This is a genomic window from Vibrio sp. La 4.2.2 (genome assembly GCF_027586995.1).
GTDB lineage: Bacteria > Pseudomonadota > Gammaproteobacteria > Enterobacterales > Vibrionaceae > Vibrio > Vibrio mediterranei.
Genome location: NZ_JAPPTJ010000011.1, coordinates 16332 through 34243 on the forward strand (window position 1 = coordinate 16332; position 17912 = coordinate 34243).

The 17912-nt window shown below is 46.3% G+C and carries 18 protein-coding genes; 12 read left to right on the top strand and 6 right to left on the bottom strand.

Annotated elements, in window-relative coordinates; translation table 11 throughout:
* Positions 1-381: 381 nt before the first annotated feature.
* Positions 382-4497, top strand: a complete 4116-nt coding sequence (gene fdhF / locus OH456_RS20875) for a formate dehydrogenase subunit alpha (protein ID WP_270034181.1) — start codon at positions 382-384, stop codon at positions 4495-4497.
* On the opposite strand, the gene flhB is transcribed toward fdhF, so the two are convergent.
* The 6 genes from flhB to OH456_RS20905 are packed head-to-tail and all read right to left on the bottom strand — an operon-like array spanning position 4478 to position 8577.
* Positions 4478-5626 carry a flagellar biosynthesis protein FlhB gene (flhB, locus tag OH456_RS20880; protein ID WP_062462695.1) on the bottom strand — a complete coding sequence of 383 codons (1149 nt, stop codon included), beginning with the start codon at positions 5624-5626 and terminating at the stop codon, positions 4478-4480. The genes fdhF and flhB overlap by 20 nt on opposite strands.
* Entirely contained in the window at positions 5619-6398 is a 780-nt protein-coding gene (gene fliR / locus OH456_RS20885) for a flagellar biosynthetic protein FliR (protein ID WP_006074298.1), read from the bottom strand. Before fliR ends, flhB begins: the two co-directional genes overlap by 8 nt.
* A 5-nt stretch (positions 6399-6403) precedes the next feature.
* A complete protein-coding gene (gene fliQ, locus OH456_RS20890) occupies positions 6404-6673 on the bottom strand; it encodes a flagellar biosynthesis protein FliQ (protein WP_006074299.1) in 270 nt (89 codons plus the stop codon).
* The gene (gene fliP, locus OH456_RS20895) at positions 6670-7407 is read right to left on the bottom strand and encodes a flagellar type III secretion system pore protein FliP (protein ID WP_270034183.1); all 738 of its coding nucleotides are present in this window, start codon (positions 7405-7407) and stop codon (positions 6670-6672) included. The genes fliQ and fliP overlap by 4 nt, the downstream gene beginning before the upstream one ends.
* A 26-nt stretch (positions 7408-7433) precedes the next feature.
* The gene (locus OH456_RS20900; RefSeq protein WP_006074301.1) at positions 7434-7817 is read right to left on the bottom strand and encodes a FliM/FliN family flagellar motor switch protein; all 384 of its coding nucleotides are present in this window, start codon (positions 7815-7817) and stop codon (positions 7434-7436) included.
* Complete coding sequence (locus OH456_RS20905) at positions 7810-8577, bottom strand: FliM/FliN family flagellar motor switch protein (RefSeq protein ID WP_270034184.1); 768 nt, start codon at positions 8575-8577, stop codon at positions 7810-7812. Before OH456_RS20905 ends, OH456_RS20900 begins: the two co-directional genes overlap by 8 nt.
* A gap of 170 nt (positions 8578-8747) precedes the next feature.
* Here OH456_RS20905 and OH456_RS20910 point away from each other — a divergent pair, with 170 nt between their 5' ends.
* From OH456_RS20910 to flgL, 11 genes are all read left to right on the top strand, one after another.
* Entirely contained in the window at positions 8748-9095 is a 348-nt protein-coding gene (locus tag OH456_RS20910; protein WP_006074303.1) for a flagellar basal body protein, read from the top strand.
* A 24-nt stretch (positions 9096-9119) separates the two neighbouring features.
* A complete protein-coding gene (gene flgC / locus OH456_RS20915) occupies positions 9120-9548 on the top strand; it encodes a flagellar basal body rod protein FlgC (RefSeq protein WP_006074304.1) in 429 nt (142 codons plus the stop codon).
* 45 nt (positions 9549-9593) lie between these two features.
* Complete coding sequence (locus tag OH456_RS20920) at positions 9594-10259, top strand: flagellar hook capping FlgD N-terminal domain-containing protein (RefSeq protein WP_270034185.1); 666 nt, start codon at positions 9594-9596, stop codon at positions 10257-10259.
* A gap of 129 nt (positions 10260-10388) precedes the next feature.
* Positions 10389-11615: a flagellar hook protein FlgE gene (gene flgE, locus OH456_RS20925; protein ID WP_270034186.1), complete on the top strand. Its 1227-nt coding sequence runs from the start codon at positions 10389-10391 to the stop codon at positions 11613-11615.
* A gap of 4 nt (positions 11616-11619) precedes the next feature.
* Entirely contained in the window at positions 11620-12354 is a 735-nt protein-coding gene (locus tag OH456_RS20930; protein WP_006074307.1) for a flagellar basal body rod protein FlgF, read from the top strand.
* Between the two features lie 11 nt (positions 12355-12365).
* Positions 12366-13151, top strand: a complete 786-nt coding sequence (gene flgG / locus OH456_RS20935; RefSeq protein ID WP_270034187.1) for a flagellar basal-body rod protein FlgG — start codon at positions 12366-12368, stop codon at positions 13149-13151.
* A gap of 129 nt (positions 13152-13280) precedes the next feature.
* Complete coding sequence (gene flgH / locus OH456_RS20940) at positions 13281-13913, top strand: flagellar basal body L-ring protein FlgH (protein ID WP_443088643.1); 633 nt, start codon at positions 13281-13283, stop codon at positions 13911-13913.
* A complete protein-coding gene (locus tag OH456_RS20945; RefSeq protein ID WP_270034189.1) occupies positions 13913-15040 on the top strand; it encodes a flagellar basal body P-ring protein FlgI in 1128 nt (375 codons plus the stop codon). The genes flgH and OH456_RS20945 overlap by 1 nt, the downstream gene beginning before the upstream one ends.
* Complete coding sequence (locus OH456_RS20950; protein WP_270034190.1) at positions 15040-15636, top strand: rod-binding protein; 597 nt, start codon at positions 15040-15042, stop codon at positions 15634-15636. The genes OH456_RS20945 and OH456_RS20950 overlap by 1 nt, the downstream gene beginning before the upstream one ends.
* Positions 15636-17015: a flagellar hook-associated protein FlgK gene (gene flgK / locus OH456_RS20955; RefSeq protein WP_270034191.1), complete on the top strand. Its 1380-nt coding sequence runs from the start codon at positions 15636-15638 to the stop codon at positions 17013-17015. Before OH456_RS20950 ends, flgK begins: the two co-directional genes overlap by 1 nt.
* Positions 17016-17025: 10 nt before the next feature.
* Positions 17026-17910, top strand: coding sequence for a flagellar hook-associated protein FlgL (gene flgL / locus OH456_RS20960; protein WP_006074313.1), 885 nt, complete (start codon positions 17026-17028; stop codon positions 17908-17910).
* Positions 17911-17912: the final 2 nt, after the last annotated feature.

The window sequence follows — 17912 nt, forward strand, 5'->3', positions numbered from 1 at the left end:
AATCACTGCGATTCACTATTTACCATTTTACGCCAATGAGAATTACACTCACTTAAAGTAGGGATGTTTGACCTTAATTACACTGTGGGTATAATTAAGGTAGTTTCGCTCCTAATTTAAATCCCCTTGAAGGGGGACTCCCTGAGAGCACCAAGATTTCTCATTTTAGATTTGTTCTACCACTGTGACACGGATCATTAGAGCAGAGATTGACTGATGGTTTGTCGTACTTATTACAAGGTTTTGTGTCTACGAGGTTTTTCAGTCGCTAGATAGCGTCAATAAACTGCGTGTTACCTTTCTTACACGGCGATAACGTCGTGTGCTTTCGAGTGCGAGTTCAGTGGAGTTTTTTCATCGATCTGAAAGAGATAGCTCTATATGAATGTAATTATCAACGGTCAAACGTATCTTCTGCGCGAAAACAAGAGCATCCTAGATGTCGCAAAAGATATTCAAGTTGATGTCCCTTCTCTTTGCTCCATCAGTAAGCACGACGACAAGCAGTCATGCGACCTTTGTGTCGTTGAAGTGGTGGGGAAAGGTATTGTTAAGGCGTGTGAGACAAAAATCCAAGATGGCATGACCATCGTTACTCAGTCCGCTCAAATTAACAACCTTAGAAGACAGGCACTCAATAAAATATTTGCGGATCACAATGCCGACTGTGAAGCACCCTGCAAAGTCGCATGTCCTGCACATGTCGATATTCAAACCTACCTACACCATATCGCACAAGGCGATCATCACGAAGCCGTAAAAATCATCAAAGACACGCTACCTATGCCGATTTCCATTGGTCGTGTGTGTCCTGCTTTTTGTGAACATGAATGTCGTCGTACCTTGGTTGACGAACCGCTCGCAATTCGCCAGCTTAAACGTCACGCCGCAGATATTGATTTATCGCTAGCCGAGCAATTTGAGCCGCCGAAACTCCCTTACAACGGCCACCGAGTCGCCATTGTTGGTGCAGGGCCAGGTGGATTGGCATGTGGTTATTACCTTAGCTACCAAGGTTTTGCTGTCGACATTTTTGAATCTATGCCAGAGGCTGGTGGCTGGCTTCGCTATGGCATTCCAGAGTACCGTTTGCCGAAAGATATTCTGGATAAAGAAATTGAGCTGATGTGCCGTGGTGGGATGAGAATCCATACCAATACACTTCTTGGTAAAGATATTGCTCTTGATGAGCTGACAGACAACTATGAAGCGGTCTGCCTTGCTGTTGGAGCAACCAAAGCGGTCAATATGCCGTATCCGGGCTCTGACTTAGAGGGTTGTATACTTGGTGTTGATTTCCTAAAAGACCATATGACGGACAAAACCTTCACAATTGGCAAGAAGGTGGCTGTGATCGGTGGTGGTAATACCGCGATTGATTGTGCGCGAACTGCCATTCGCGAAGGTGCGGAGACGACCATTATCTATCGTCGCACTCGAAATGAGATGCCAGCCGAACTGCATGAGATTGAAGCGGCAGAGCTAGAAGGGGTTAAGTTTAAGTTTTTGACCAATCCCAAATGCAATCTTGCCGATTCACAGGGGCGTGTTGAGCATATCGAGTTAGAGATAATGGAGTTGGGAGAGCCTGATAGTTCTGGTCGCCGCCGCCCTGTCTCTACCGATAAAACTGAGACTGTCGCTTTTGATACTGTTATCTCCGCGCTATCGCAAAAACCGGACGTCGAGTTTCTTAAATCCGCCAAACATCCTTTGCCTTTGACCGATTGGGGTACTGCGTCTTCTGACGGTGATTCGATGCACCATGGTTACAATGTATACAGTATTGGTGATTTCAGACGTGGACCAGCGACTGCCATTGAAGCTATCGCTGATGGCAAGAAGGCTGCCGATGCTATTGAGCGTTACATTCTTCAAGGTCACTTTAAACCTGAACCTAGAGCGTTTAATAGTCACAAAGCAGAGCGTTTGAGCGAAGTTCGCCAAACAGAATATCTGCAAGAAAAAGCCAAAGCGCGAGCTAAAGCTGAGCAGTTGTCAGTAGAAGCCTGCCAAACAACTTATCAAGAAGTTGAACTGGGTATGTCGGATGAGAAGGCCATTGCCGAGGCTGCGCGCTGTTTAGAATGTGGCTGCCAAGCAAACACTCAATGTGACCTTCGCGATTACGCCACTGAGTACAAAGTGGATTATCGAGAGATAAACATTAACCAGCGTAAAATGTTCCCAGTGGACAAAACCAGCGAGTTTATTGTTTTCGATGCAAACCGTTGTATTAGTTGTGGCTCGTGTGTTCATGCGTGTCAGACCGAATCGGTTCACGGTATATTAAACTTTTCAGAAACGTCACATCGTCCTTCTTTTCCTAACGGTGCCACTATGGGCGATAGTAACTGCGTTCAATGTGGTGCGTGCGTTCAGGTGTGTCCAACGGGAGCGCTGTCTGATAAGCGAGATAAATCTCACGGTCGAATCGAGATGCTGACACCGGTGAAAACTATCTGTACTTATTGTGGGGTAGGTTGTCGTGTTGAGCTATACGTGGATGCGGCGAACAACAAAATTCGTTACGTCAAAGGGGATAAAACGTCTCCAGTAAACCAAGGCATGTTGTGTGTGAAAGGCCGCTTTGGCTTTGATTTCATCCAAAGTGAAGAGCGACTTTCTACGCCACTGATTAGAAAAGCAGGCGAATTGGTGCCTGCCTCTTGGGATGAAACCGTGCAGTACGTCGCTGATAAGCTGAGTAAAATTAAGTCTATGTATGGCAGTGACAGCTTGGCTGGTTTCTCATCGGCAAAAACCACTAATGAAGATAACTACGCATTCCAAAAACTGTTCCGTCGTGAAATTGGCACCAACAATATCGACCACTGTGCGCGGTTGTGTCACTCCTCGACAGTAACAGGTTTGGAAGCAGCGTTTGGTAGTGGCGCGATGACCAACGATATTCCAAGTATCAAACACTCGGACGTTATCTTTATTATTGGTTCAGACACCAGTGCTGCTCACCCAATCATTGCTTCTCATATCAAACAAGCAGTCGCGGACGGGGCAACCTTGATTGTGGCCGATCCAAAACGTATCGATATGGTCGATCATGCCAAATTGTATGTTCGTCACCGTCCAGGTACAGACGTTATGTTACTTAACTCAATCATGCATGTGATTGATAAAAATAGCTGGCAAGATGATGCCTATATTGAAGAGCGCACCGAAGGTTATAGCGACTTGCTTGAAGAGATTCGTAAAGAGTCTTACTCACCGGCTAATGCTGCGTTGGTGACCGGTGTGGCTGCGTTCGATATCGAGCGATTGGCAGAGCTCATTGGCACGGCAAAAGTCACGTCAGTGTTCTACTCGATGGGAATCACGCAGCACACGACAGGTCACGACAACGTGCGCTCGATAGCCAATCTACAAATGCTTTGTGGTAACGTCGGAGTTGAAGGTGGCGGCATTAACCCTCTACGTGGTCAATCAAACGTTCAAGGCTCATGTGATATGGGGGCTCTACCAACGGATTATCCAGGCTATCAGAAGGTCACTAATCCAGAGGTTCAGGCCAAATTCGCCAAGGCTTGGAATAGTGAGACCTTACCGACAGAGAAAGGTAAAACGCTGACGGAAATCATTGATGGTGCCTGTGATGGTGACATTAAGGCGTTGTATGTCATGGGCGAGAACCCTGTGCTTAGTGACCCAGACCAAGCGCACGCCGTTCATGGATTGAAGTCGCTCGATTTCTTAGTGGTTCAGGACATATTCCTAACGGAAACCGCGCAACTCGCGGATGTGGTTCTGCCGTCTTACTCGTTTGCAGAGAAGGCTGGACACTTTACCAATACAGAACGACGAGTTCAGCGTTTAGTGCCTGCGGTTCAAGCTCCGGGTGAAGCGAAAGAAGACTGGCGCATTATTCAAGAAATCGCCAATGCTATGGGCAGTGATTGGGCCTACCAAACGGTTCAGGATATTACTGAGGAAATCGCCGATGTCACACCGCAATATCATGGTATTCGTTGGCAGTCGATAGGTGGTAATGGTCTGCAATGGCCGTGTAATGAGGTTAAGCCATTTGGTACGCGCATCATGCACAAAGACCAGTTCGTTCGCGGTAAAGGGGCGATGAAAGCTATTCCATTCGAATATGCCGCAGAGCTCCCTGATGACGAATACCCGTTAATATTGACGACGGGGCGTCTTCTAGAACAGTTCCACACTGGTACCATGACTCGTAAAACTAAAGGGTTAGACAATCTTGCGGGACCACGCATTATGGTGAGTGTGGAAGAAGCAGAGCGATTAGGTATTACTAATGGTGAGACCGTGAAACTGGTGTCACGTCGTGGTGAAATTAGTGCGCCTGCTTTTGTCACTAAGCGAATGCAACAAGGTGTGGTATTTGTGCCGTTCCACTTTGCCGAGTCTGCGGCGAACAAGCTAACCAATACCGCTACGGATCCTTACGCCAAAATACCTGAGTTTAAAGTGTCGGCTGTCAGACTAGAGACGGTTACTCAGCCGGTTCATTAGGATCAGACCAAACCTTAGGGATATCGAAACGAGGCAAGCCATTTGGCTTGCTTCTTTGTCCTTGGCGCCATGCTTTCAGTTGGTTAACGTAGGTAAGAATGTGAGCGATGGCCACAAACAATTGATTAGGCACCATTTGGTCAACTTGGGTCGTATTGTAAATAGCTCGAGTAAGCTCAGCACTTTCCACCACTTCAACACTGTGTTTCGCTGCCAATTCACGAATGTATACCGCCACTTCATCTTTGCCTTTCGCAACAACAAAAGGTGCTTCGGCCTGAGTCAAATCATAAATCAAGGCGACGGCATATTGCGTAGGGTTAGTGAGTACCACATTGGCTTTTGGCACTCTTTCATTGGCACCTCGTTTGGCATTTTGAGTTTGGATTTGTCGGATTCGCGCCTTCACTTCTGGGCGTCCCTCTTGCTCCTTATGCTCATCTTTTACCTCTTGTTTAGTCATCTTCATTTGCTTAGTAAATTCATGACGCTGATAGGGGAAGTCAAAAAGGCCAAATATCAGAACAATAAGCAGCAAGTAACCAAGGTACTCTATGGTAATCGTAGCGACAGTGAACACCACAGTATCAAAGTGGGCACTTACCAGGTTAGTGATGACGGAGATATAGCTGGAAATCACCCAGTACAACAAACTGAAAAACAGCGTTACCTTAAACACATTTTTAAACAGCTCCACCACGGACTGTGTTGAGAAAATACGCTTTATCCCTTTTATAGGACTGATTTTTTCAAGCTTGGGCGTTAGTAGTGAAGGGCTGAAAATCCACCCTCCCAATAAAGTAGAGCCAAATATGGCGGCGATAATTTGGTAAATCAATAGCGGAAAAAACAACATCACCATGGAAAAAAGGGCGGTGCCTAACAGTTCGACCGAAGTCATCCAATGGCTGATGGTTTGAGTATCGAATTGAAAACTGACTAAGAACAGCTCAATAAATGTTTGCTTAATCATATCGATATTCAGGACGTAATAGGCCACCACGCTGATAAGGGTGATAGAAGAGACAAACTCTTTGGCACGCGGAACTTGTCCCTCTCTGCGAGCTTTGGAGAGTTTATGTTGGCTGGGCTGTTCACTTTTATCGCCCGAATCTTGATGCTCAGACATTAGGTAGCCTCAACATGTAATGCAGGTGTTGGTTAAGCTCCAGAACTAAATCAAAGTAGTGATCGCCAATACCCGTTAAGGATGCCATTAACGCAAATAAGCCCAGTAACATGGTCATTGGAAAACCAAGTGCGAACACGTTTAGGGAAGGGGCCGCTTTATTCATCAGACCAAAAGTGATGTTACTAAGCAGCATCACCACTATCGCGGGCACTGCCACTAGCAAACCTGTCGCAAACATCCACGACACCATTTTGAGTACATAATCGATACTGCTGAAGGGGAAAGTGGAGTCAAGCGGCCAATAGGTAAAGCTCTCTTTGAACACCAACAGCACCACCAAATGCGCATCAAGGGATAGGAACAGTAGCATTGAGGTGATAAACATAATCCGTCCAATAATGGCGATACTGATGCCATTAGCTGGATCATTCATCACCGCCATCGCTAGTCCCATCTGCATCGAAATAGCTTGTCCTGCAATAGAAAAAATAGTGAAGAAGATCATAACGGCGAAGCCAACGAGGAAACCAAAAATTAACTGATACAGAGAAAACAATAGGGTATCGATACTAAATGGATTAAAGGGTGGCACTTCGTGGACCAGCGGAGCCAGCAGTAACGAAAAGATAAAAGCAAACAGTAGCTTAACTCTTACAGGAATCGCGTTGTCACCAAAGAAAGGCGCAATAAGAAATAGGCCCGTTAAACGGACAAAGGGCCACCATAAAATACCAAGCCATTGAGTGATTTCAGTAAATGTAAGCTGCATCACGATTACCCAACTTTGGTCGGAATCGCATCAAAGATAAACAGAAATAGGTCACTGATTTCCTGTAGTAGCCAATGCCCCGCCAAAATGATGGACAGTAAGGTCACTAGAAGTCTTGGAAGAAAACTCAGCGTCTGCTCGTTGACTTGGGTAACCGCTTGGAAGATGGCTACCACTAAGCCGACGATAAGGCTGGGTACAATTAGTACAGAGACCATCAGGATGATGACCCATATGGCTTGACTGACAAGCGTAACGGCTTCTTCTGGACTCATCCGCTAATCCAAAAACTATTGGCAAGGCTACCCATCAGCAAACCCCACCCGTCAACGATGACAAATACTAAGAGCTTAAAGGGTAAGGAAACAATGAGTGGCGAAAGCATCATCATACCCATGGACATCAGTACAGATGCGACAACGAGATCGATCACTAAAAACGGCAGAAACAGCATGAAACCAATCTGAAACGCCACCTTTAACTCACTCAGCAAATAAGCGGGTAGTAATATTAAGAAAGGGATTTCTTCATCAGAGGCGAGGGTTTTCTCTCCGGCTATTTTCGTCACTTGCTCGAGCGCTTTGCGTTGGGTTTGGTCCAGCATATAACGGCGCAGTGGTTTTTCTGCCGAGGCTAAGGCCTCCATTAGAGTGATATCGTCGGTGGAATAAGGAACATAAGCCGTGTCGTATATCTTGGTCCAGACAGGCCGCATAATCAGCAAAGTAAAGATCAGGGCAATACCAATCAAAACCTGATTAGGAGGCGTTTGTTGTAATCCTAAGGCTTGGCGTAATATCGCTAATACGATAATGATCCTTGTGAAACTGGTGCACATGATGACAAACGCTGGCACAAAACTCAGCATCGTCATCAATATCAGAATTTGCAGCTTAACGCTGTATTCAGCCCCTTCTGATGTGTTGGTTTCACTCAATATAGTCAGCCCCTCTGCTTGCGTAGGAGAGAACCAAAAAGTAAGCACCATCAGTAAAATTCGTATTGGCATTGTCGTCCTTGAGCTCGCCCAAACAGCTACTTGCTAGGTTTTTTTATAATGCTCAACAACCTAACGCCATATTGACCATTCTTTGAGACGATTTCGCCAGTACCAAATGCAGTACCATTGATTTTTATATCTACCGGGTCACCCTCGTGTTTCTCTAACATGACTACGCTGCCGGCTTTCAAATTGAGCAGCTCGTCTAAGATTAACGTTTTACGAGCAACTTCTACCGTGATGTCGACAGGAATGCTTTTCAGTAGGGATACATTGCTGACATCACTTTGCTCAGCTTCGAATTCAATATCGTCTGCAAGGTCATCCAAATCCAAATCGTCGAGATCTGGCAATTCTTCGTGTAAGTTGAGGTCGCTCATCGAATTGTCAATGGGCGGAGTTTGTTTATCGCTAGCCATCGATTTCTACTCCTAACTCAGAGTTAATAGATTGAAGTTTGCCAAAAAAAGTTGGGTGCCCATTTACTTTGACCGTCAAGTTTTTACATAAGGTCATGGGCATAAAATCACCGGGTTGCAGTTTGGACAACTCGTGCAGCGTGCACTGTCCGTGGAGCATTACACACCCCAATTCAACCGGCTGATATCGCAAATTGTTTAGGATTTCCTCTCTATCGAAAGTTTCGTTACTTTCCATCACGTCGCGTAGCTTCTTAACATATCTATCATCCAACATAAAAGTGATGTCGATTTGTTGCTCATCGAAGCTGAAAGTGATGGTAGTACCAATGTCTGAAGGCTGATGATCTGTATGTTCAACCGCGTAATGGCTTGCATCAGCAGTAAGAATGTTAGTGATCGCCATAGTGAGCTTTTGAAACAGTCTTAAGTGAGTTTGAGTGAGTGTTGTGTCACTACTACTTCTCTTCGATTTTTGGGTAGGTGATGGTGTGTTTAGGTGCTTGTATAGCAGAATATCGGCAGCTTGTGGCTCGATAAAGAAAAAAACATGACCGAAGTCTTCGATGTTTAGCACTGTTTTGATGCTGTTTTTAGGTGGTTTGTGCGCCTCTGAAAAACTGGCTTTAACGTGTCGACAAGAGAAGTTAAATTTAAAAATATCAACAACTTCATTAGAGAAATGCCCGGCGTGTTTAAGCAGGAATTTACGCATCTTAATACTCGGGTTACCGAATTCAGTTAACGAACATTCTTTCATGTCAAGTCCCAATAATTACTATTTGTGAGCGTTCTCAAATTTGACACGCTAATTATTCCTAACTATAGGTTATAGCATTCTCATTTCAACTTGGGTTGAGTGAGAAATACACAAAACTATAACGACCTATTTTGCTTTTAAATCGGGTCGATGATGGATGAGGCTAGGGCATGATTCACTTAGACGATGCGCTTGGGGTTCACCCCAAGATAGTGCAGTTTCGTTTGGACAGAGCAGCGGTATTAAGCTCGAATATTGCCAATGTGGACACCCCAAATTACAAGGCAATGGATCTAAAGTTTGATGCAGTATTGAGTGGTATTGGTAACAGCAAAGACTGGTATATCGATACCTCAGCACAATACCGGATTCCAGTGCAAAGAACGCGAGATGGCAATACCGTTGAACTCGAAAATGAACAGGCAAGATTCGCCAAAAATGTGATGGACTATCACCAAAGCTTGGCATTTTTGCAGTCGAAAATTAATGGTATCAAAACGGCCATCAAGGGCCAGTAAGTGAATTGATTAGGTAGGGACACCATGTCATTCTTAGGTATCTATGAGACGGCGGGCTCAGCAATGAGCGCTCAGACCGTGAGGCTTAACACTATCTCCAGTAACTTGGCGAACGCCGATTCTGTTTCTGGTGACCCTTCAAAAGTTTATAAACCACTCAAACCGATATTTTCCGCGGTTTACAACCATTTCAATGCACAAGAAACCCAACATCAAGGTGTGGTACCAATTCGCATCGCTGACGTTGTTGAAGTGTCCTCGATGATGGAGGGGCGCTATGAACCAAACAATCCTCTGTCAAATGACGAAGGTTATGTTTACTACTCAGGTATCAATGTCGTCAACGAGATGGCTGATATGATCTCGGCGACTCGCAGTTTCGAAGCCAGTGTCGAAGTGCTTGGTAACGTCAAGTCTATGCAGCAATCACTAATGGGACTGTGGCGCAGTTAGCAGTGTCCTGCATTTGCGAACCAGTGGTTTCTAAGGAATATACCTATGACGACTATATCCGGAGCTGCGCAGGTCAATAATATTGAGTCTGCGTCAACATTGCCCCCCCAAGAAAACCCAAACAGTGCTGGGGCGTTAAAGAATGAATTCATCACCTTGATGGTGGCGCAGATTGAAAACCAAGATCCGTTGAACCCGACAGATGGGACTGAATACGTTGCGCAGTTGGCGCAGTTTTCTCAAGTAGAGAGCACAGAGAACCTAGTTCAGTTGATGCAAAACAACACAACGATGCTCGATAACTTGCAAGTCCTGAGTACTGCAGCCTTGATGGACAAAACAGTCACCGTCAAAAGTGACCAACTATCCGCATCGGGTGAGGGCACACACACTGGTTATATTCAATTGCAAGCCGCGTCCAATACAGTGGCTGTCGAGTTGGTGAATCATCTTGGGCAAGTGAAAACGGTAACGTTAGGCCCCAATAGTGCAGGGCGGGTTGATTTTGCTTTTGATGCCAAAGCGATGGGTCTGAATGGCGCGTACCAAATGAAAGTGACATTGGACAGTGGACAAAATTACCAGCCAGCGATTTATCAGCATGGCAAGGTTGAGCAGGTGACAACGCCGCTTGTAGGCGGAACAAGCCATCTGCAAGTGCAAGGAGTAGGTTTAGTGGCGTTTTACGACGTGGCGGCCTTCTCTAATTAAGTTGTATTTTCGCAAGTATTTTTGGTCTTTGACCTTTTTTAAGTTTTTGTAAGTAAGATGACGGCTGTCGTTCTCCGCTAACCAGAGAGTTAGCGGAGATAGCCTCTTTTGAATGAAGAGGATGACATTATGAGCTTTAGTATTGCACTGAGTGGGCTAAATGCCTCTAACTCAGAGCTCAACACTATTTCCAATAATATTGCTAATGTTTCAACAACAGGCTTTAAGGAGTCGAGAACCGAGTTTGCGTCGGTTTACAGCGGAAGTGAAGCTGGTGGCGTTGAAGTAGTTGGTGTGTCGCAAAACTTTGAGAAAAGTGGCACGGTAACGGGCACTGGGCGTTCACTGGACATGGCCTTGAGTGGCAATGGGTTCTTTGTTTTAGAAGACAGCAAAGGGCAAACTCTTTATACCCGCTCGGGTATTTTCAATATGAATGCCGATGGTGTTATTACCGCCAATAGCGGTGCAGCGCTGCAAGGTTATTCGGTGGATGGCAATAATAATCTGCTCTTGGGTTCGGTTGGCACAGTACAAATCAGCACGGCTTCACTGCAAGCAAGAGAGACCGACAGTATCGAGTTTGTGGCTAATTTAGATGCGCGAGAGCAAGTCCCTGCTGCGGCATTTGATTACAGCGACTCTTCTACCTACAACCATTCTTACACTACCCCAGTTTATGACTCGCTGGGCAATCCACATACGGTAAGTCAGTACTTTGTGAAAGGGGCTTCCAATGATTGGAATGTCCATGTTTTAGTGGATGGTCAAGCCATTAATGCCGCTGACGCATTAGTTCCTGCGGGTTCTCCAACTACCACTGATAGCGCTAATTTTACCTTTAACGCAGATGGAACCATTGCATCAGGGGGGAACTACAGCGTGAATTTTGACCCGGCTAATGGTGCAAACGGTGTGACAGTCAGTATAGATTTATCGTCGGTTACTCAGTTTGGTAGTGACTTTGTGGTGTCTAAAAATAGTCCCAACGGCTACACCTCCGGTGATTATGCCAGTGTTCGAATGGAAAATGATGGACGCATTTTTGCCACTTACACCAATGGACAATCTCAACTGCAAGGCCAAGTGGTACTCGCAGACTTTGCCGCCCCTCAAAACCTGATCAAAACCAGCGATACCGCATGGCTACAAAGCTTTAGCTCCGGAACTCCAGTTTTAGGTACTGCAGGCAGTGGCGTGTTCGGTGATTTAACGTCAGGGGCTTTGGAAGGCTCGAATGTGGATCTGACTTCTGAGTTGGTGGCTTTAATGACCGCACAGCGTAACTATCAAGCCAACACCAAATCTATCTCAACCTCAGATCAGTTAACACAAGCGCTATTCAACGTGGTGTAGGACTATGAATCCAATACTGTTTAGTGCAGCGAAAGGTGCTGAGCGAACCATGCTTGCTCAGCACGTTCGCGCCAACAACCTCTCTCATGCCGACACCATAGGGTTTAAGGCACTGATGGAACACTCCTCACCAATGCGTTTGGAAGGCTCTGGTTTTTTGACTTCCGTGACTTCTAGAACCAATTCGTCGATCAATAACTTCGCGCAAGGTGAAGATATTCGCACCGAACGCCCTCTGGATGTCTCTATTAATGGCGATGGGTTTATTACCTTAGAAGGCTTGGATGGCGAACCGAACGAACTGTACACCCGTGCCGGAAATTTTCGATTAGATGGCAATGGTCAGCTTTATCTTGGTGAGCGCCGTGTTATGTCAATCGAAGGCCCTATGATTCTGCCCGATTTTGAGTTTATTACCGTCAGTGCAAACGGCCTGATTTCAGTGACTCCAATTGGTGGAGAAGCCTCGGTCGAGGTAGGTGCGCTCAAGTTAGTCAAGCCTGAATACGATGAAATGACCATGCATGCCAGCGGCCACTTTGTTCCTAAAGGAGGCGGCGTGTTAGCTGAAGACTTTACGGTTCAAGTACGTTCTGGGTATCTGGAGGCGAGTAACGTATCAAGCCTCGAAGAGCTGGTTAGCATCATGTCACTCACTCGACAATATGAAATGCAAATTGAAGTCATGGCATCGGCCGATGAAATTGCTCAGATAGGGAATAAGCTACTTAAGGCTTAAGGAAGAAAATTATGCACAGTGCTTTATGGATATCCAAAACAGGGATGGCTGCACAAGATGCGAAAATGACCGCCATTTCTAACAATCTTGCCAATATCAATACGGTCGGTTTCAAGCGAGACCGCGTGGTATTTGAAGACCTTTTTTACAGCGTCGATAAGCAGGCGGGGACAGAAACCACCGAACTCAATGAACATCCCACAGGAATTCAGTTAGGGAATGGCGTTCGCGTAGTAGGGACAGAAAAAGTTTTTACTCAAGGTAATGTTCAAAACACCAACCAGCAATTTGACTTAGCCATACTTGGTGACGGTTTTTTCCAAATAGAGAACTCGGATGGTGAGCTTCTCTACACCCGAAACGGTCAGTTTCAAACCAATTCAGATGGGCAGTTGGTCAATACACAAGGCTACCCACTCATCCCTGAAATTGTCATTCCGCCAGAAGCCACGTTGGTGAGCATTACTGCTGATGGCGTAGCAACAGCAACGATTCCGGGACAAGTAAAGCCAGAGGCTTTAGGCCAAATTACGATAGTGAAATTCATGAACCCAGCGGGACTCGCTGCGCAAGGCGGCAACTTGTTTGCTGAAACGGAAGGCTCTGGAGAAGCAGTAGAGCTAGTGGCAGGAACCGAGGGCTCAGGGCAATTAAAACAAGGTGCACTTGAAGGTTCCAATGTCCAGGTGGTGGAGGAAATGGTCGACATGATTGCCACTCAGAGAGCCTATGAAATGAGCGCAAAAATGGTCAGTGCAGCCGATGAAATGCTGCAATACATTGCTCAGCAGTCATAGCGACAGAGGGAAGTAGGCATGAAGGAAGCTGAGATGGAAAAGCAAAAAGCGAATAAAGCGGGGCTTGCAAAGTCTCATGCGATTGGTGTGCTTTATTACATCGCAGTTGTCGCACTTCTGGTCGTGAATATGATTGGTTGCGCGGGTCGGCAGGATGAATTTATCCCGCCATCTCCTAATGATGAAGCGTATGCTCCGCCAGAATTAGATTATCAGGTTACACGAGTTAGCAAGGGCAGCTTGTATACTGGAACGACAGCCATGACCTTGTTTCAAGACCGTCGAGCTTATCGGGTGGGAGATATTCTTACTGTTATGCTTGATGAGAAAACAGAGTCAGATAAGAGCGCTTCGACTCAATATGGTAAAGATTCCAGCGCGACGATTGCTGCGCCGACTCTTGGCACGACGACCTACGCTGAAGGCGGCGCCGCTATTGATGCAACACGAGATTTTGATGGTGCCGCTGCATCTACACAGGGTAATAGCTTATCAGGCTCTATTACGGTGACGGTTTACGATGTACTGCCTAACGGCGTGCTTAGAGTTCGAGGGGAGAAGTGGCTGAAACTCAATCAAGGCGATGAATACATCCGTCTGACGGGGAATGTGCGAGTGGATGACATTCAAGCCGATAATACACTTTCTTCTCAACGTATTGCAGACGCGCGTATCACATATGCAGGCAGAGGAACTTTTGCCGATACCAATACCGCTGGCTGGCTGACTCAATTCTTTAATTCACCTTGGATGCCGTTTTAATGATGACGTTGAAATGGCGTTACCTCATCCATTTGTTGTTGCCTTTGTGGCTACTTAGCTGGGCACCACCAACTTTGGCCGCAAGAGCGATTGCTGAGGTCGCGGAGGTCTACGGCGACAGACAAAACCAACTGATTGGATATGGCTTGGTAGTTGGGCTAGATGGCTCCGGTGATAAATCGCAAGTGAAGTTCACTCAGCAGTCTGTGGTGAATATGATCAAACAGTTTGGTGTGCAACTTGACGATAGCACCAACCCTAAACTGAAAAACGTTGCCGCGGTGAGTGTGACTGCCGCGGTCGAGCCACATCAAGGAGCGGGTCAAACCCTGACCGTAACGGTTTCTTCGTTAGGGGATGCCAAAAGCCTGCGCGGTGGGACTTTGTTACTTACTCCACTTCGAGGTATTGATGGTGAAGTTTATGCGGTGGCTCAAGGTAGCTTGGTAGTTGGCGGGTTTAACGCTACGGGTGAAAACGGCACCAGCGTGACTCGAAATACCCCGACTGTTGGCCGCATACCCAATGGTGCGACCTTAGAACGAGAAATCTCAACCGGTATTGACCGGGATCCGACGATTCGTTTACAACTCAAGCAGCCTAATTACGAAACTGCACTGAACATTTCCAAAGCTATCAATCAGACATTTGGTGGGCAAGTTGCGAAGGCGCTCAATAAAGGCCAAGTTGAAGTGTCTGCACCTATTGATAGCGAAGACAGAGTGATGTTTGTTGCGATGATTCAAGAGTTGCAAGTCGAAGAAGGTCGTCGTTTGCCTAAGGTGGTGTTCAACTCGCGAACAGGCACTGTAGTGATCAGCCAGAATGTGACGGTTTCCGAGGCGGCGGTAAGCCAAGGTGGGATTACCGTGACAATTTTAGAATCCGAGTCGGTGTCACAGCCGGGAGGTGCGTTCAATACTGCGGGTGAAACAGCCATTGTCCAAAATACTCAAATCAGCGTCGATGAAGATGACGGTACGACGATGGTGTGGCCTCGTGGTACCAATCTGCAAGAAATCGTCGATGCGATTAATAATATTGGCGCTACTCCAGAAGCGTTGATGCAAATCTTGCAAGCGCTGGATGAAGTAGGTGCTATCAACGGTGATTTGGTGGTGATCTAATGCTTGATTCAAACGCACTGGTTTTAATAACCCAATTATCTAGCCAAGTTCCTTTCACCGTAAAGCAGCGGTGTGAAATTAAGCCTGGGATAGAGAACGTTGCATCCACCAAAGCAGACGTATCCGTAGTGGCGTCGTCATTACATTCGCCGAGCCCTGCACAAGCGCAAACAGTGAGTTTTGAAACCTTGATGGTTGAAAGTTCGCAGCGAGCAGGGCTGGCAGCGTTCTCCGGGCAATTATCGGTTCCAGCTCATACTCAGGCGAGCCAACATGTCGCGAACTTCTATTTAGACAATCATGCCTTAGCTCAAATGAAACACGACAATTCTGGAGCGGGATTGTTGGCAGCTTCGCAGCAGTTTGAGGCGTTATTTCTGCAACAAATGCTCACTCGTATGCGCTCTGCAAGCGAGGCTATGAGTGATGAAAACAATCCGCTGTCCATGAAGTCGGATGGCATGTTTCAAGGAATGCTCGATGCCCAGTTGGCGCAGCGTATTAGCCGTCAATCCTCATTTGGGCTCGCCGAGATGATATTCAAGCAATTGTCATCGCAAGTTCCCAACCGTCCTCTAGATAAGGAGAGTAAATAATGGGAATGGTCAATATTGGACTCAGTGGTGTACTCGCCAATCGTGTGGCGTTAAATACGACGGCGCAAAATACCGCCAACGTGAATACACCGGGTTATAGTCGTCAGGTAGTCAGTTTAGAAGCAACATCGTCTGGAAATTTCGTCAACGGGATCAATTTGGGGGCTGGTGTTGAAGTGGGAGACATTATTCGGATTGCAGAGCAGTCTTCCATTAATCGTTTACGCGAAGCTACCGAATCGGCGCAATATTCACAAAGTTATTTTGACGGTTTATCTAATATTGAAAATCTGTTGGGTGCTGACGGTTTGAGTTTAACGCAGGGTCTTAATGGCTTTTTTGCCGCGATTGATGAAGCCAGTGTGACTCCAGAGAGCATCGCATTTAGACAACAAGTGCTCACTAACGCAGATGCGTTAGCACAGCAATTCAACTCAGTTTCAGCCCAACTTAGTCAGCAAGAGGCGGCGCAAAGTGAACGATACGGAGCCATCGTGTCTCATGTAAATAGCCAGCTTGAAAGTATCGCTGCTCTGAATCAAAAACTTCAAGAAGACGCACTGCTCGGTAAAGGAGTAGCAGGACTACAAGATGAGATGGACAAACAGCTTAACGAGCTCTCAAAATCGTTAGATGTGCAAGTGATATATACCGCGGGCGGTGTTGAGTTATCCACGCCTAATGGACAGCCGCTGGTTATTGGCGGTTTTTCGGCTTCACTCACTCGCGACTTTTCGAGTGGTGATCCTTATAGCACCGATCTTTCCATTACTTTCCAATCAATGACGACTGCGGTTGATGACTCGCTAGGTGGAGAACTTGGTGCGCTAGAAGCCTTAAAACTGAGCCAATACGAGCCGATTAAAGCGACATTGGCCGATCTCGCAAAAGGACTCGCTGACGGGGTCAATAATGCCTTAAGTTCGGGCTTTGATCTTAACGGAACCGTTGGGCAAAGCTTATTTACTTACACGGTGGGGAGTGAAGCGCACTCGCTTGCCATTGACCCTACGATTAGCGCACAAGCGCTGGCGTTTTCTTCTAGTGCAACGCTTTCCGGCAACGGTGATGTTCTCAAAGATCTTTCCATGCTATCTCAGACGCCGTTAACCAATGGGTTGGTTGTTGGCAAAACGCCCTATAGCGCATATTCGGGGTTGTTGGGAGACATCGGTATTTTTACCCGACAAGCTGAAAGTGAAGCGACAGCAGCACAAATTAGCGTGGAAGATGCGCAAGTCGCCAGAGATAGTGTCAGCGCGGTGAACTCAGACGAAGAAGCCGCGAACATGTTGCTTTATCTCAATGCCTATGAGGCCAATATGAAAGTGATCAGTACGGCCAATCAAATGTTTCAGACCTTGTTAAAAGCGTTTTAGGAGAGCAGTGATGCGAGTAACGGACTCACAATTTAATGCGGTTATGCAGCGTTCGCTAATGGATAACAACATTCGTCTCAATAAAGTGTTTGAGCAGATGTCGACTGGGTTGAAGCTTAACCATCTCTCCGATGACCCGATTGCGGCGGTGCGCCTTGAAGGACTAAAAAAGACGGTCTCTGATAATCAGCAATACCAGCGCAATATTGAGAATGTGCAGTCTCAGTTGACTCGCTATGAAACCAATGTGAATACGTTAGAAGAGCTGTCCCAACAGGTCAATGAGCTACTACTTCAAGGTAAGAATGGTACTTTAGATGCACAAAGTCGTGCTGGGATAGTGCTAGAGCTGAAATCGCTGAAAACAGAGATGCTCACCACGTTAAATCAAGCGAATGAAGGAAGCTATTTGTTTTCAGGCACAGACATAACAAACCAAGCTATATCGACAACACCGCCTTATACCTTAAACAGTAATTCAGATTATCGTGAAACCAAAGTTGGCGATGACCAATATGTACCAAGCAACTTAACCATCACGGATATTATCGGCACCAACGCTATTTTTACTGATTTGGACAATGCAATCGCTGAGTTGGAAGTTCCGACAGCTGGGTTTACGCCAGCATTAGATAGTGCGCTCGATACTAATCAAGCTTTGCATCAGAACTTGTTGGTGTCTTTGACAGATATTGGTAGCCAATATAACGCCTTGGATAGACTCAAAGAAACTAGCATTGATATGGTGTTTTTTGCCGAAACGGTGCGCTCAGAACTTGAGGAGTTGGATTATGCACAAGCTTCGGTGGAACTTAACCAAGGTATGATTGCTCTAGAAGCCACGCAAAAAACCTTCGCGCGCGTCGCCGGTATTTCTCTGTTTGATTTGATATGAGA